At 67.2% G+C, this 15,058-nt stretch carries 12 protein-coding genes; 10 read left to right on the top strand and 2 right to left on the bottom strand.

The window, feature by feature from the left end:
- Positions 1-13 precede the first annotated feature (13 nt).
- The 8 genes from GY812_12030 (at position 14) to GY812_11995 (ending at position 10,278) form a co-directional block, all read left to right on the top strand.
- Positions 14-811 (top strand): glycerophosphodiester phosphodiesterase, encoded by a 798-nt coding sequence (locus tag GY812_12030; GenBank protein MCP4436205.1) that lies wholly within the window; start codon positions 14-16, stop codon positions 809-811.
- 79 nt (positions 812-890) lie between these two features.
- Complete coding sequence (locus GY812_12025; protein MCP4436204.1) at positions 891-2,546, top strand: ABC transporter substrate-binding protein; 1,656 nt, start codon at positions 891-893, stop codon at positions 2,544-2,546.
- Positions 2,547-2,646: 100 nt separating this feature from the next.
- Positions 2,647-4,296 (top strand): ABC transporter substrate-binding protein, encoded by a 1,650-nt coding sequence (locus GY812_12020; GenBank protein ID MCP4436203.1) that lies wholly within the window; start codon positions 2,647-2,649, stop codon positions 4,294-4,296.
- Between the two features lie 213 nt (positions 4,297-4,509).
- Positions 4,510-6,174, top strand: coding sequence for an ABC transporter substrate-binding protein (locus GY812_12015; protein MCP4436202.1), 1,665 nt, complete (start codon positions 4,510-4,512; stop codon positions 6,172-6,174).
- Between the two features lie 34 nt (positions 6,175-6,208).
- Positions 6,209-7,171 carry an ABC transporter permease gene (locus tag GY812_12010; GenBank protein MCP4436201.1) on the top strand — a complete coding sequence of 321 codons (963 nt, stop codon included), beginning with the start codon at positions 6,209-6,211 and terminating at the stop codon, positions 7,169-7,171.
- Positions 7,168-8,145 (top strand): ABC transporter permease, encoded by a 978-nt coding sequence (locus GY812_12005; GenBank protein MCP4436200.1) that lies wholly within the window; start codon positions 7,168-7,170, stop codon positions 8,143-8,145. The genes GY812_12010 and GY812_12005 overlap by 4 nt, the downstream gene beginning before the upstream one ends.
- 50 nt (positions 8,146-8,195) lie before the next feature.
- Complete coding sequence (locus GY812_12000) at positions 8,196-9,266, top strand: ABC transporter ATP-binding protein (protein MCP4436199.1); 1,071 nt, start codon at positions 8,196-8,198, stop codon at positions 9,264-9,266.
- Positions 9,256-10,278: an ATP-binding cassette domain-containing protein gene (locus GY812_11995; protein ID MCP4436198.1), complete on the top strand. Its 1,023-nt coding sequence runs from the start codon at positions 9,256-9,258 to the stop codon at positions 10,276-10,278. Before GY812_12000 ends, GY812_11995 begins: the two co-directional genes overlap by 11 nt.
- Positions 10,279-10,290: 12 nt before the next feature.
- Here the strand turns inward: GY812_11995 and GY812_11990 are convergent, their stop codons facing one another.
- Both GY812_11990 and GY812_11985 read right to left on the bottom strand, forming a co-directional pair.
- Positions 10,291-11,715, bottom strand: coding sequence for an aminotransferase class V-fold PLP-dependent enzyme (locus GY812_11990; GenBank protein ID MCP4436197.1), 1,425 nt, complete (start codon positions 11,713-11,715; stop codon positions 10,291-10,293).
- A 10-nt stretch (positions 11,716-11,725) separates the two neighbouring features.
- Positions 11,726-12,223: a DNA-3-methyladenine glycosylase 2 family protein gene (locus GY812_11985; GenBank protein MCP4436196.1), complete on the bottom strand. Its 498-nt coding sequence runs from the start codon at positions 12,221-12,223 to the stop codon at positions 11,726-11,728.
- A 233-nt stretch (positions 12,224-12,456) separates the two neighbouring features.
- On the opposite strand from GY812_11985, the gene GY812_11980 reads away from it, so the two are divergent.
- Entirely contained in the window at positions 12,457-14,097 is a 1,641-nt protein-coding gene (locus GY812_11980; protein MCP4436195.1) for an AMP-binding protein, read from the top strand.
- Positions 14,090-15,052 (top strand): DNA-3-methyladenine glycosylase 2 family protein, encoded by a 963-nt coding sequence (locus GY812_11975; GenBank protein MCP4436194.1) that lies wholly within the window; start codon positions 14,090-14,092, stop codon positions 15,050-15,052. The genes GY812_11980 and GY812_11975 overlap by 8 nt, the downstream gene beginning before the upstream one ends.
- The last annotated feature ends 6 nt before the right edge of the window (positions 15,053-15,058 follow it).

Raw genomic sequence — 15,058 nt, 5'->3', positions numbered from 1 at the left:
GTACCATCGCCGGATCGCACACAGTCGACTCGCCGGGCGACCGGCCCGCCACCCCTTCCTCGAACACCATGCGCCGCTCCCCTTCGCCCACCGGGGCGGTACGGAGTCTGCGCCCGAGAACAGCCTGGCCGCCTTCGCGGCGGCGGTGGAGGTGGGCTTCGTCTACCTCGAAACCGACGTGCACCTGAGCGCGGATGGGGTCGTCGTGGCTACCCACGACGAGTCGTTGGGCCGTGTGGCCGATGTCGACGGACTGATCGCCGAGATGACCTGGCCCGAGATCCGCGCAGCACGCCTGGGAGGCACCGAGCCGATTCCCACCTTCGAGGAACTGCTGGAGGCGTTCCCGGACCGCAAGGTCAACATCGACCCCAAGTCCGATGCCGTGGTGGACTCGCTCATGCGGGTCCTCGTGCGCCATGACGCCCTCGAGCGCGTTTGCATCGGCGCCTTCTCCGAGGACCGACTGATTCGCATACGCGAGGCGCTGGGGCCCCATGTCTGCACTTCGGCGAGCCCCCGCGAAACAGGGAGGCTCGTCGCGGCGTCCAGGCTGCCCGGGGGACCTGACAGGCGTCCGCGGTCGACTCCGCCATATCAATGCGTGCAGGTGCCGGTGCGCCACAAGGGAGTCGAGGTGGTGACCCGCCGTTTCATCGGCGCCGCGCATGCGCGTGGCGCGCAGGTGCACGTCTGGACCATCGACGACCCCGCGGAGATGCACCGCCTGCTCGACCTCGGGGTGGACGGCATCATGACCGACCGACCGAGTGTCCTGAGAAGCGTGTTGGAGTCTCGGGGCACCTGGTAGGTCACGGCGGTCTACAGTCGCCACCTACCGGGCGGCTGAATTGCGGCGCGACCGGGCAACCACAGGGGGTGGATGCAACGTGTCAGCGATCCGGACGAACGGCAGCCTGAAGCTGGTCGCCACACTTGTTGCCGCGTTGGCGCTCGTGGCCGGCGCCTGCAGCAGCGGTGGCGACGAAGAGACCGGCGGCGAGTCCACCGACGTCTCCGGGGCCATCAAGACCGGCGGCGACATGGTCTACGCGCTCGAGGCCGAGACCTCGGGCGGATTCTGTTTCTCGGATTCCCAACTGGCGATCTCGGGCATGATGGTCACCCGGTCCATCTACGACCTGCTCACGGTTCCCGCGGAGGGGGGCGGCTTCGCTCCCTACCTGCTGGAGTCCCTGGAGTCGAACGACACGGCTGACAGCTGGACGCTGAAGCTGCGCGAAGACGTCAAGTTCCACGACGGCACCGACCTCGACTCCACGGTGCTCAAGAACAACATCGACGCCTGGCTCGGCCGGTACCCTGCCCGCCCGTCGCTGTTCGGCGTGTTCGTGCTCGAGCCGATCGACACCGTGGAGATCGTCGACGACCTCACGGTGGAGATCACGACGAAGGTGCCGTGGCCGGCCTTCCCCGCCTACCTGTACGGCGGCAGTCGACTCGGGATCATGGGACAGGCACAGCTCGATGACCCCGACAACTGCGACAAGAACCTGATCGGCACCGGACCGTTCAAGCTCGAGGAGTGGGTCATCAACGACAAGATGGTCACCACCCGCAACGAGGACTACTGGGCCACCGACGATGACGGCAACCAGCTCCCGTACCTCGACTCGCTGACGTTCGTGCCCGTGCCCGACAGCCAGGTCCGTGTCAACGGGCTCCTCGCCGGCGAGTACGACGTGATCATGACGGCTGCGGCGCCGGCCACCGAGAACCTCAACGAGGAGGCCGAGGCAGGGTCCGTGTCGCTCTACCAGACCACGGTCAACGCCGAGGTCAACAACCTCATGTTCAACCACGCCCGCCCCCCCTTCGACGACCAGGGCGCCCGTGAAGCGGCGATCCTGGCGATGGACCAGGAAACCCGCGACGAAGTGGTCACCTTCAACCTGTTCGGCCAGGCCAACGGGCCCTTCCCGCCGGGGGCACCGGGATACCTCGAGGACTCGGGCTGGCCCGAATACGACCTCGAGAAGGCAAAGGAACTCGTGGCGGACTACGAGGCCCGCACCGGCCAGCCGCTCGACTTCAGCTACCTGCACGGCAACGACGAGGAGAGCATCCGGTCAGCGTCGTTCAACCAGCAGCAGTTCGAGGCGGCCGGGATGAAGGTCAACATGCAGACCCGCGAGCAGGCGACGCTCATATCGGAGGCCCTCGGCACCGAGTGGGACATGATGGCGTTCCGCAACTTCCCGGCCGGCACTCCCGACGGAAACTACGTGTGGTGGATCTCGGACTCTCCGGTCAACTTCCCCCGCATGAACAGCCCCGAGATCGATGCGCTGCTGAACGAGGGCCGCTCCGAGTTGGACGAGGCAAGGGCGCTGGAGATCTACGAGGAGGTCAACAGGAAGCTCAATGAGGGCAGCCACTTCCTGTGGACCGACTGGGTCCAGTGGACCATCGCCTCGCAGCCCGACATTTCCGGGATCCTCGGCCCAACGCTGCCCGACGGGCAGCAGCCAGGCCTGGGACTGTCGACCGGCCACGCGACGGTCGGACTGCACTACACCGAATAGCTCTGCTACAGATTCGCTTAACGACACCAGTTCGCCACAACGAGACGACCGGCGCAGACGCGCGGGGGGACCAATGCAGATGATCAGGCGGAAGCTCACCATCAAGGTGCTTGCGGTGGCGGCGGCTGTCGCCATGGGGGCAGCCGCGTGCGGTGGCGGCGACGACGGCTCCTCAGCCGGCGACGGCGACGCGAGCGGGTCCGGCGGCGACGGCACCGACGCTGGCCCACCCCAGTACGGAGGTGAGCTCGTCTATGCGCTGGAGGCCGAGAGCTCCGGCGGCTGGTGCCTGCCCGAGACCCAGCTGGCCATCTCCGGCATCCAGGTCGCCCGCTCCATCTATGACACGCTTACGATCCCCGACGAGAACGGTGACTACGTCCCGTTCCTCGCCGAGTCGGTGGAGCCCAACGAGGACCTGACCCAGTGGACCGTGAAGGTCCGCGACGGCGTGACCTTCCACGACGGCTCGCCGCTCACCGCCGAGGTCGTCAAGAACAACATCGATTCCTGGCGCGGCGAGTACCCGGGCCGCACTCCACTGCTGCTCCGTTTCGCCTATGACAACATCGCCGATGTGACGGTCGTCGACGACTCGACCGTGACCATCACGACGAAGGTGCCATGGCCGTCGCTGCCGGCGGCGCTCTACTACACCGGCCGTGTCGGGATCATGGCACAGGCCCAGCTCGACGATCCCGACAACTGCGACAAGAACCTGATCGGCACCGGCCCCTTCATGCTCGACGAGTGGGTCGTGAACGACTTCCTCACCGCCTCGCGCAACCCGGAGTACTGGGCGACTGACGCCGACGGCAACCAGCTTCCCTACCTCGACTCGGTCACATTCCGGCCCTTCCCCGAGGGCGCGGCGCGGACCAACGCCCTTCTCTCGGGCCAGGCGTCGGCACTGCACACATCGTCGGCGATCCAGCTCGAGACACTGCTCGCCGAACAGGATGCAGGGGCCGTGTCGCTCTTCACCTCCGGTGAGTACCCGGAGGTCGCATACGGACTGCTCAACGCGTCCAAGCCCCCGTTCGACAACCCGTTGGCCCGCGAGGCGGCGGCGCTCGCATTCAACCGCGAGCAGGTCAACGAGATCATCAACCTGGACATGTTCGAGATCGCCAACGGTCCCTTCGGCCCCGGTGAGATCGGCTACCTGGATGACACCGGCTGGCCTGCCTACGACGCGGACCGGGCGCGCGAGCTCGCCGAGCAGTACGCGGCCGAGACCGGCCAGCCTCTCGAGTTCACCCTCACCGTCCCCAACACCCAGGAGATCATCCAGACCGCGCAACTGCTCCAGGAGCAGGGCGAGGCCGTAGGTGTGACCATCAATGTGGAGACCGTCGAGCAGGCGGCCATGATCAGCCGGGCAATCGCCGGCGACTACGAGGCCGTCGCGTTCCGCAACCACCCCGGGGGTGACCCCGACAGCCAGTACGTGTGGTGGTACGGCGGTGCTCCGACCAACTTCGGCAAATTCAACGATCCGGAGATCAACGCCCTTCTCGACGAAGGCCGCTCGACTACCGACGAGGCCCGCCGCAAGGAGGTCTACGAGGAGATCAACCGCGAGTTCGCGAAGGAGTTCTACAACCTGTGGCTCAACTGGACTGAGTGGACGATTGCCACGGCGCCGGATGTGAACGGCATCGCGGGTCCATCCAATCCGGACGGGTCGGCTCCGTTCGCGGGCCTGGCGGGCGGCCACAGCCTGGCCGGAACCTGGCTGGCGGGCTGACTCTCTGGCGCACCCTCGGCCCCTTGGCAGTCTGCGCGGCCGCGCCGGTCCTCACGGACGTGGCTGGATCGCAGAGGTCATCGCCACGGCGAGCAGTAGGTCCCGAAGGCCGGCAGCACCGGCCTACCCCCGCCGGGCCCGCAGTGTGACTAATGTAACGCCTCGCGAGTGGCAAGAATTGGCTGTTCGCCTGTCCTAGCGGGGAGACCGTCGATGACACGAATCACTGGACGCAGTCGGATCACGGCAGTGGGGGTCCTTGCGGCGGTTGCGCTGCTGGGTGCTGCCTGCGGAGGAGGTGACTCCGACGAGGCAAGCACTGACAGCGATGGGTCAGACGGCGCGGCCGCCGGCACCCCGGTGGCCGGTGGCGACCTCGTCTACGGTCTGGAGGCCGAGACCTCGGGCGGTTGGTGCCTACCCGAGGCCCAGCTTGCGATCTCGGGCATCCAGGTCGCCCGAACGATCTATGACACGCTCACGGCCCCGAACGAGGACGACGAGTACGTGCCGTTCCTGGCTGAGTCGGTCGAGCCCAACGAGGACTTCACCCAGTGGACCATCAAGCTGCGCGATGGAATCACCTTCCACGACGGAACGCCGCTCACAGCCGAGGTCGTGAAGAACAACCTCGATGCATACCGGGGCCAGTACGAGGGCCGGGCGCCGTTGTTGTTCGTGTTCGTCTTCGAGGACATCGAGTCAGTGGACGTCGTCGACGATCTCACGCTCACCGTGACGACCTCCGTCCCATGGCCAGCGCTGCCTGCCTCGCTCTACGGCAACGGCAGGATCGGCATCGTCGGCCAGGCGCAGCTCGACGACCCCGATACCTGCGACACCAACCTGATCGGGACGGGGCCGTTCATGTTGGAGGAGTGGGTGGTCAATGACCGCCTCACTGCGACCAAGAATCCTGACTACTGGCAGACCGATGACGCGGGCAACCAGCTCCCCTACCTGGACCGGATCGAGTACCGGCCCTTCGTCGAAGAGTCGGCACGTCTCAACTCGCTCGAGTCAGGTGCTCTTCAGGCGATGCACACCAACGACGCCAGCTCTATCGATCAGATCCGTGCCCAGGCTGAATCTGGCGCTCTCGGCAACGTCAACACCGGAATGTTCGAGGAGACCTCGTACGTCATGCTGAACGCGTCGAAGCCGCCGTTCGACAACCCCACCGCCCGCAAGGCGGTTGCGGCGGCGCTCGACCGTGACGAGATGCGATCGGTGTTGTACCTCGATGTCATGGAGATGGCCAGCGGCCCGTTTGCTCCCGGCAATCTCGGCTACCTGGAGGACACCGGATACCCGCAATACGATCCCGAGGCAGCTGCCGAACTGGTCGCCGCCTACGAGCAGGAGACCGGTTCGCCCCTCGAGTTCACGATCACGTCGGCAAACAGTGGCACCACCGTGCAGATAGTCAGCTTCATCCAGGAGGCCTTGGATCAGGTGGGCGTCGAGGTGAACGTGCAGCCGATCGAGCAGGCACAGCTCATCAACACCGCCCTCGGGGACGACTGGCAGGCCATCTACTGGCGGAACCACCCCGGCGGTGACCCCGACACCCAGTACAACTGGTGGTACGGGGGCTCACCGGTGAACTTCGGCAAGTTCTCGGACCCTGAGATCGATGCCCTGCTCGATCAGGGGCGCAGCGAATCCGACCCAGCAGTCCGCAAGACCATCTACGAGGATCTGAACAAGCGCTTCGCCGAGCAGGTCTGGAACGTCTGGACCAATTGGTCGGCATGGACCATCGGCACGGGCGACGACGTCAGCGGGATACTCGGTCCACAGCTGCCCGATGGGACCAGTCCTTTCCAGGGCCTTGGCGGAGGCCACCCGGTGAGCGGTATCTGGATCACCCAGTGACCCTGTCGGCGGGAGCGGGAGCGGAGGCGAACAGGTGAGCGGGGCATCCCTGCTCAAGAAGCTCGCCCAGCTGATCGTCACGGTGTTGGCCGTGACCCTGTTCTCCGCGTTTCTCCTTGAGCTCCTCCCCGGCGACCCCGTGGAGGTTCTGGTGCCCTTCGGCAGTGATGAGCAGCGCGAGTCGGTTCGTGAGGACCTCGAGCTGGACCGTCCGTTCATCGCCCGCTACAGCACCTGGCTCGGTGGTTTCGTGACCGGGGACCTCGGCAACTACTACACGGTGTCCTCCAGCCGGCCCGTCTCCGAACGCCTCGGACAGGCGTTCCCCAAGTCTGCGCAGCTGGTGGTCTATTCACAGATCCTGGCGTTGCTGATCGCGATACCCGTGGGCGTGTTCGCTGCCGCGAAGAAGGACACCTTCTTCGACAGGATGAGCAACACCACCGCATTCGCGATGCTGGCCATCCCGAACTTTGCCCTCGCGCTCGTGTTGCAGTACTACCTGGGCGTGCGCTGGAAGTTGTTACCCACCTCCGGCTACACGCCGATATCGGAAGACCCCGTCGAGCACTTCCGCCAGATGGTGTTGCCCTGCATCACCCTCGCCGTCGGGCAGATCGCCGTCTACATGCGGCTGCTGCGCTCCGACATGATCGCCACACTCCAGCAGGACTTCATCCTGCTGGCCAAGGCCAAGGGCATGCGCCCCAAGCGGATCCTCTTTCGGCACGCGCTGCGGCCCAGCTCGCTCACGCTTCTGACCGTGGCCGGCCTCAACGTCGGTACCCTGATCGGCGGTGCCCTGATCGTGGAGGTGCTGTTCCAGATTCCGGGCGTCGGGTTCATGATGCAGGAGGCCATCGGGCAGCGTCAGATCGTCGCCTTCCAGTCGCTCGTGGCGATCGTCGCCATCATCTACGTACTTGTGAACTTCGGAGTCGATCTGCTCTACACCGCCGTCGACCCGCGAATCCGAAACGAGGGATCCCGATCATGACGGACAATCCCGAGATGCACGGGCACACGGAGGCCGAGACGCCGGGTGTGGGCTTGGCCCCTTCGCTCATCGCCGAGGCGGAGGCCGTCGGGGTCGGAATCGGCGATGAGCCGCCGGAAGGGCCACCTTCTGGCCGAAAGAGGCTGGGCATCGGCGCCTGGCTGGCCATCGTCTGGCTGGGCGGCATGTTCCTGCTGGCCCTGCTGGCTCCCATCCTGCCGATCCCAGACCCCACCGAGACGTTCCCGGAGATCGCCCGCAAGGGCCCCACGAGCGGGCACCCACTGGGAGGCGACGCCCTGGGACGCGACCTGCTGTCACGGATCATCTGGGGTGGACGAGCCAGCTTCGCGGTCGGCCTGGGAGCAGTGGCGGTCGGATTGTTGATCGGCGGCTTCCTCGGTCTCATCACCGGGTTCTTCCGTGGCCGCACCGACACGATCATCACTCCGCTGATGAGCCTGCTGCTCGCCATCCCGCAGTTCGTGCTGGCGCTGTCGCTGGTGACTGTGCTGGCTTCGAGCGACGACGTCAGTTCCACCAGGCGCATCGGCGTCGTCATCATCGGCTTGGGCGTCGTATCGATCCCGATTCTCGGACGCATCACGCGTGCCAACACGCTCGCCTGGTCAGAGCGCGAGTTCGTGACCGCCGCGCAGGCCATGGGTGCCAGGAGCTGGCGGATCATGTTCCGCGACGTGCTCCCGAACGTGGTGCCGGCGATGATGTCGATTGCCATGCTCGGTGTGGGAGTCGCGATCATCGCAGAGGGTGGCCTGAGCGTGTTCGGCGTGGGCGTGCAGCTCCCCACGCCGTCGTGGGGCAACATCATCGCCGAGGCGCGTGGCCAGCTGCGCACCGCACCCCACATCGTGCTGTACACCTCGTTGGTGCTGTTCCTCACGGTGCTGTCACTCAACTTCCTCGGCGACGTGATTTCCAAGCGCTTCGAGGTACGGGAGGGCCAGCTGTGACGACAGCCACCGATTCGGCAGCTGCGGCACCGGTTCCCGGCACCGGCACCATCCTCGAGGTCGACAACCTCGCCACCACTTTCTCGAGCCCTCGCGGCAAGGTGCGCGCCGTCGATGGCGTCAGCTTCAGCCTTGAGCGCGGCCGCACGCTCGGGCTCGTCGGTGAGTCGGGCTCCGGCAAGTCGGTTCTGTCCCGCTCCATCATGGGCCTGCTGGGCAGCACGGCGGAGCGCACCGGTCGCATCACCTTCGAGGGCCATGACCTCACCCAATGGGGCGACGACGAGTACCGCTCCATGTGGGGCATAGAGATGGCGATGATCTTCCAGGATCCGATGACGGCGCTGAACCCCGTCATGAAGATCGGGCGTCAGATCACCGAATCGCTCCGCTTCCATCTCGACATGGACAAGTCGACGGCCAGGGAGACAGCGGTCGAATTGCTCCGTTCGGTGAGGATCCCGGAGCCCGAGAAGCGCTTCAGCACCTACCCACATGAGATGTCGGGCGGCATGCGCCAGCGGGTCGTGATAGCCGTGGCGCTCGCATGTGGACCCAAGCTCCTCTTCGCTGACGAGCCCACCACAGCACTGGATGTCACCGTGCAAGCCCAGGTGCTGGACCTGCTCGCTGAACAGCAAAGGGAGCGTTTCATGGCGATGGTCCTCGTCACCCACGACCTGGGTGTCGTGGCGGGCCGGGCACACGATATTGCCGTGATGTACGCCGGGCGCATAGTGGAGACCGCTCCCACGACGCGCCTCTTCGCGGACATGAAGATGCCCTACACCGAGGCCCTGCTGTCGGCGATCCCCAAGCTGACGGATGCGCCGCACACGCGGCTCGCCGCCATCGGAGGCCGGCCGCCGGATCTGGTCAACCCGCCCAAGGGGTGTTCGTTCGCGCCGCGCTGCCCGTATGCGCGTGAGCTGTGCCACACCGAGAAGCCGGAGCTGCGCGCTGTTGACGGTGACCCCTCGCACCTCTTTGCGTGCCACTATCCGGTCGACTCGCAGGAGACGTTGGAGATCAAGGACCACATGGCGGCCAGCGACATGCTGGCGGCCAGCCCGCCGCCCGATTCGGGCCCATCACCACGGACGGACAGCCATGGCGGGTAGTGGATCGTCGCACCTGCGACCCGACAGTGACTCGCTGCTGAGCGTGGAGAACCTCGTGGTCGAGTTTCCGGTGGGCCGCGGCAAGAAGGTCTCCGCCGTGTCCAATGTGAGCTTCGACCTCGTGCGGGGGGAGACGCTCGGCCTCGTCGGCGAGTCCGGATGCGGCAAGTCCACCACCGGCAAGGCCATCATGCAGCTGCCCGCGCCCACATCGGGCACGGTGCAGCTGGGCGACACCGAACTGACTCGGCTCAGGGGCGCGTCTCTTCGGGCGACACGGCCCCGGATGCAGATGATCTTCCAGGACCCGATCAGCTCGCTGAATCCACGCCGCACGGTCGCTGACATCGTCGAGGAACCACTGCGGATCTGGAAGACCGGCGACGCGGACGCCCGCAGGGCGAAGGTGCAGGAGGTGCTCACGACCGTGGGCATCGACCCCACCGCTGCCTCCGAACGCAAACCCCACGAGTTCTCGGGCGGCCAGTGCCAGCGCATCTCGATTGCCCGCGCAGTGGTGACCGACCCCGAGCTGATCATCTGCGACGAGCCGGTATCGGCGCTGGACGTATCGGTGCAGGCCCAGATTCTCAACCTCCTCGAGGACATGAAGGCCCGATACGGCCTGACCCTCGTCTTCGTGGCCCACGACCTCGCCGTGGTGAAGAACGTGTCCGACCGGGTCGCGGTCATGTATCTGGGCAAGCTGTGCGAGATCGGGCCCCCCTCTGCCCTCTACGAAGAGCCTGCGCACCCCTACACCGAGGCGTTGCTCAACGCGATTCCGGTGCCTGACCCAGCAGCCGACGTGCACGACAAGGAGCATCTCGGCGGCGACCTGCCCTCACCCATCGATCCGCCCTCGGGCTGCCGCTTCCGCACCCGCTGCGACCGCGCCACCGACATCTGCAACAAGGTCGAGCCGCAGATGCAGCCGGTCGGCGATGACCACCACGTGGCCTGTCACCATCCCCTGGTGACGCCGGTCGAGATCAGCGCCCCGCGAGCCTGACCGGGGTCTTCGTCAGGGGCTGTCGGGCCCGCGTATCTCGGTCGAGGCCGACGGGCGGCCCATCTCGGCTTCGGTGTGGTCCCTGAACCCGGCCACGAACGACAGCAGCGCCTCGATGTCCGCCGCATCCGTGGCCCATCCCACCGATGCCCGCAGCGCCGACGCGCCACTCCCACGGGTCTCCCAGAGCGTGTCGTCGAGGTCACAGAAATCGGGAGGGTCCGGCCGCTCGAAGAACGGCTCCATGTCGGCCTCGGTGAGTCCATGGGCCGCCTCACCGCAGCCAGGGTTGCAGAAGCAGCCCGAGCGCAGCGATATCCCGGCGGCAGTCGCCAGTTCCTGGACCCTGCGGTCGTGGATCTGGGTGCCGTCGCGGTCCACGATGTTGAATGCGATCGTGCCGCCCCTCGCTGTTGCATCAGCGGGGCCCAGCAGGGCGACGACGGGATTGCCGTTGGCGTGGGCCAGCTGGCTGAAGCCGTCCAGCAGCGTCTCGGTGGCGGCGGGAACGCGACGGTGGATGGACTCGATTCCTGCAGCTTCGACCGCGTCGAGACCGATCGTGATGCCCGGGATCGACGCGAAGTTGGGTGTGCCGTCCTCGAACCCGGCGTGTCCCCCGACGAGGTGGAAGGCATCCGCTGCGATCGACACCATCGAGATGGTCCCGCCTGCGAATGCCGGGCGCTCGAGTTCGGCCAGAGCGTCCCGCCGCGCCACCAAGGCACCCACACCGGTCGGGAAGCCGAACATCTTGTAGAAGCTGACGCAGGCGAAGTCAGCCTCCACTTCGGACAGGTCGAGCCGGTTCGTAGGTGCGAACGCGGCCGTGTCGAGCAGCACCCGCCAGCCGAGGTCGCGTGCCTCGGCGACCAGTTCGAGCGGATGCTGCACCCCCGAGTAGTTGGACTGCGCCGGGAAGGCGAACAGCCCGGGTGAGTCACCGGGCGGATTTGCGAGCAGGGCGCGGGTGGCCTCCACGTCCGGGCGCAGCTCCGGGGTGAGCAGGGGTGCCACAGCCATCGGAGCCCCGGCGGATCGTGCGTACTCGCGGATCCCGTTGACGGAATTGTGGTTGTCGGCGCTCCACACGTAGGGCCTATCGCCCCCGAACGGGAACGCCTCGCCCACGAGCTTGATGGCACCGGTCGCGTTCGGCGTGAATACGCACTCGTGGTCAGCAGCGTTGAAGAAGCCGAGCACACGCTTGCGGGCGGCCTCCATGAGTTCGGTGGAAGGGGTCGAGGTCGGGTTGTGGGAGTGGGGGTTGCCGAGAGTGGTCTCGCGCAGCAGATCGAAGCATGCGACGAGCTGCGACTCCTGTGCCAACCCTGAGCCGGTGTAGTCGAAGTAGCGGTGGCCGTCGCGGTCGAGGTGGGCGAACTCCGCTGCCCTCAGGGCGTCGAGTTCGGGGGTCTGCAGGTCGATCTCTGCCATGGGCTGCTCCTCAGGTCCCGGGGGTACGGGTGTCGGCTTCCTGCCAGCACCACCACGCCAGCACCGAACGATAGGGGCGGAACGGTTCGCCGACGTGGCCCAGTTCCTCCGGGGTCAGCGTCACCGAGGTGCCGGTGGCCCGCATCCACCCGTTGCGTACACCCACGTCCCCGGTCGGCCAGACATCGGTGCGTCCCAGGCTGAACATCAGGAACATCTGCGCCGACCACGGGCCGATTCCGCGAACTGACGTGAGGTGCTCGACCACGGCGTCGTCGTGCATCCGCGAGGTGGCCGCCAGGTCCAGCCGCCCGTCGATCGTGCGCTCCGACAGGTCCGCCAGTGAACGGGCCTTTGCATTCGACAGGCCGGCGCTGCGCAGCTCGTCGTGGGTGGTGGCTGCGAACGCGTGGGGGTCCACCTCCCCCACCAGGTCGATCACACGAGACCAGATCGTGCCCGCAGCCCGGCCGCTCAGCTGCTGGAAGGCGATGGCTCGCGCGAGCATCTCGAACCGGTCAGCGGGCCGGGTGCGGCGAATCGCGCGGGGTGGTCCGTGCGTTGCGTACAGCTTCGCCGCAATGTCGGAGCGCGACGCCAGGTCTTCGGCGGCCGTCCCCCAGTCCTTGGGCCCACGCGCGCTTCGTGTCCTGCCGGGCCGAACCATGCCCGAAGCATGCCACCACGGCGGCTGTGTGCCCGCACGCCGGGTGTGGTTGTATCGGCCGCGTGCAGTTGAACATGGCGGCGATCAGCGAGGCGGTGGGCGCAGCTCGCCCCGAGAACGACGCCCTGCTGTTCCGTGACAAACGGATCACATGGGGCGAGCTCAACGACCGCACGCGCCGCCTTGGGGCAGTGCTGCACGGAGCCGGTCTGGGGCCCGTGGGCACGCTGGGAGACAGGTCCCGTTGGGAAAGCGTGCATGACCACGTAGCGCTCTACCTGCACAACGGCAACGAGTACCTCGAGGGGATGCTCGGCTCATGGAAGGCGCGTTGTGCACCGTTCAACGTCAACTACCGCTACATCGCAGAGGAGCTCACATACCTGCTCAATGACTCAGCTGCACGCGCGGTGATCGTGCACGAGTGCTTCGCGCCGACGCTCGCGGCGGTTCTCCCCACCCTTGAGTCACCACCGGTTCTGGTGCTGCAGGTTGCCGACGGCTCCGGGCACCCGGTGGATTCCGGCCTGCTGCCGGGCGCGGTCGACTACGAAGCGGCGCTCGCTGCGGCCACGCCCGAGCTCCCGGCAGAGCTGATTGCCGGCTGGTCCGGCGACGACCTGTACCTCTGCTACACCGGCGGCACCACCGGCATGCCGAAGGGTGCGATGTGGCGCCAGGAGGACTTCCTCATCGCGGCGCTGGGCGTGCGCAGGCGCGACGGTTCCGAGTACGCGTCGATGGATGAGCTGGTCGCCCGCGCACGGGGCTCGGTCAGGGCCCTACCGGCTCCGCCCCTGATGCACGGCGCTGCGCACTGGAACGCGCTGTCCTGCTGGGTCGCCGGCGGCACCGTGATCATCCAGGACCATCCGGAGCACTTCCGGGCCCCTGACGTGCTCGACACGGCCCGGCGCCACGGAGCCACCTCGCTGCTCATCGTGGGCGATCCGATGGCCCGCCCGTTGGTCGACGAGCTGGCGGCCCGCTCCCATGACCTTTCCTCGGTGAGGCACATCCTCTCGGGCGGCGCGGTGCTCTCGCCGCGGTCCAAGGCCGAGCTGCAGGAACTGATACCGGGCGTCACCATCGTTGACGTGCTCGGTTCCACCGAGTCGGGCCGCCAAGGTGTCGCCACCACCGCGCCGGGCGGCGACCCGCGCAGCGGGTTCTCGCCCGCGGCAACCTCCGTGGTGCTCAGCGACGACCTGTCGACCCGCATCGAGCCCGGAGACGACCACCTCGGCTGGTTGGCCCAGGGCGGCCGGGTCCCACTCGGCTACCTCGGCGACCCCGACAAGACGGCTGCAACGTTCCCCGAGGTGAAGGGGAATCGGTACGCGGTGGCAGGTGACCGCGCGCGCTGGACCCCCGCCGGCGCAATCGAGCTGCATGGCCGCGACTCGGTGTGCATCAACACCGGTGGCGAGAAGGTGTTCGCCGAAGAGGTCGAGACCGCCCTCAAGACCCACCCGGCGGTCTGGGACGCTGTGGTCTGTGGCCGGGCGAGCGAACGCTGGGGCCAGGAGGTCGTGGCGATCGTGGAGCTGCGCGACGGGGAGTCGCTCGACGACGCCTCGCTGTTGGACGCCGCGGGCGAGCACATCGCCCACTACAAGCTCCCCAAGCAGATCCTGAGGGTGGGCGAGATGGTTCGCTCCCCTTCCGGCAAGGCCGACTACAGGTGGGCCGCCTCGATGGCTGCAGATGACTGAGACCGCTTCGCGCGACTGGGAGCTCGAGCAGCCATATGACCTCGTGGGAACCATGCGCGCGCTGGCCGACAGTGCGTCGGATCCTACGTGGCACGTGGATGAGGCCGGCGACGCCACCCTGGCCGTGCGCGCCATGTGGACAGCAGACGGACCCACAACGGTCGAGTTCCGGAGCCGCCGCAGGCCGCGGGGAGCCACCACCGAGCTGACGGCGACTGCCTACGGCCCGGGAGCGAACTGGGTGGCCGGGCGAGCCGACTGGATGGCCGGCCTGCACGACGACCCGGCCATTCCGGCAGCGGACGTGCATCCGGTGGTGCGTTCCGCGGCCAGGGGGCAGAGCGGGGTGCTGATGGCCCGGTCCTTGAGCCTGTGGGACGTCGTGGTCCCGACCGTGCTCGGCCAGCGCGTCACCAAGGCCGAGGCTCATCGATCCTGGCGAGGCCTGGTGGCCGGCCACGGCTCGCAGGCCCCGGGCCCACACGATGTGCGTCTGGCCCCTTCGCCTCGCACCGTGCTCGACCTCGGCGATGCCCACTGGCACACCCTCGGTGTAGAACGACGCCGTGCGGATGCCGTGCGTGGCATCATCCGGCGCCTGGACACCCTCGAGCGCGTGGCAGGACCGCCGCAGGCCCCGGATGTCTCGCGGACATCGGAATTCCGGCGTGTGGCCGAGACAATCCCGGGAGTCGGTGAGTGGACCTCCACAGCCCTCGCCGCTGCCGTGCTCGGTGATCCCGACGTGGTGTTGCTCGGCGACCTTCACCTACCCAACGGCATCTGCTTTGCCCTCGCCGGCGAACACCGCGGCAGCGACGAACGCATGCTCGAGCTGCTGGAGCCCTTCCGGCCGCAGCGCGGACGCGTCACGCGGCTGCTCAAGACCTCCGGCATGGCATCCGCGCCAAGACGCGGACCGAGGTACAACCCGCTGCCCATAGCCGAGATGTGACGCCTC

The organism is Actinomycetes bacterium, assembly GCA_024222295.1.
In the GTDB taxonomy this organism is placed as follows: domain Bacteria; phylum Actinomycetota; class Acidimicrobiia; order Acidimicrobiales; family Microtrichaceae; genus JAAEPF01.
This window is presented reverse-complemented; position numbering and strand designations above follow the sequence as displayed.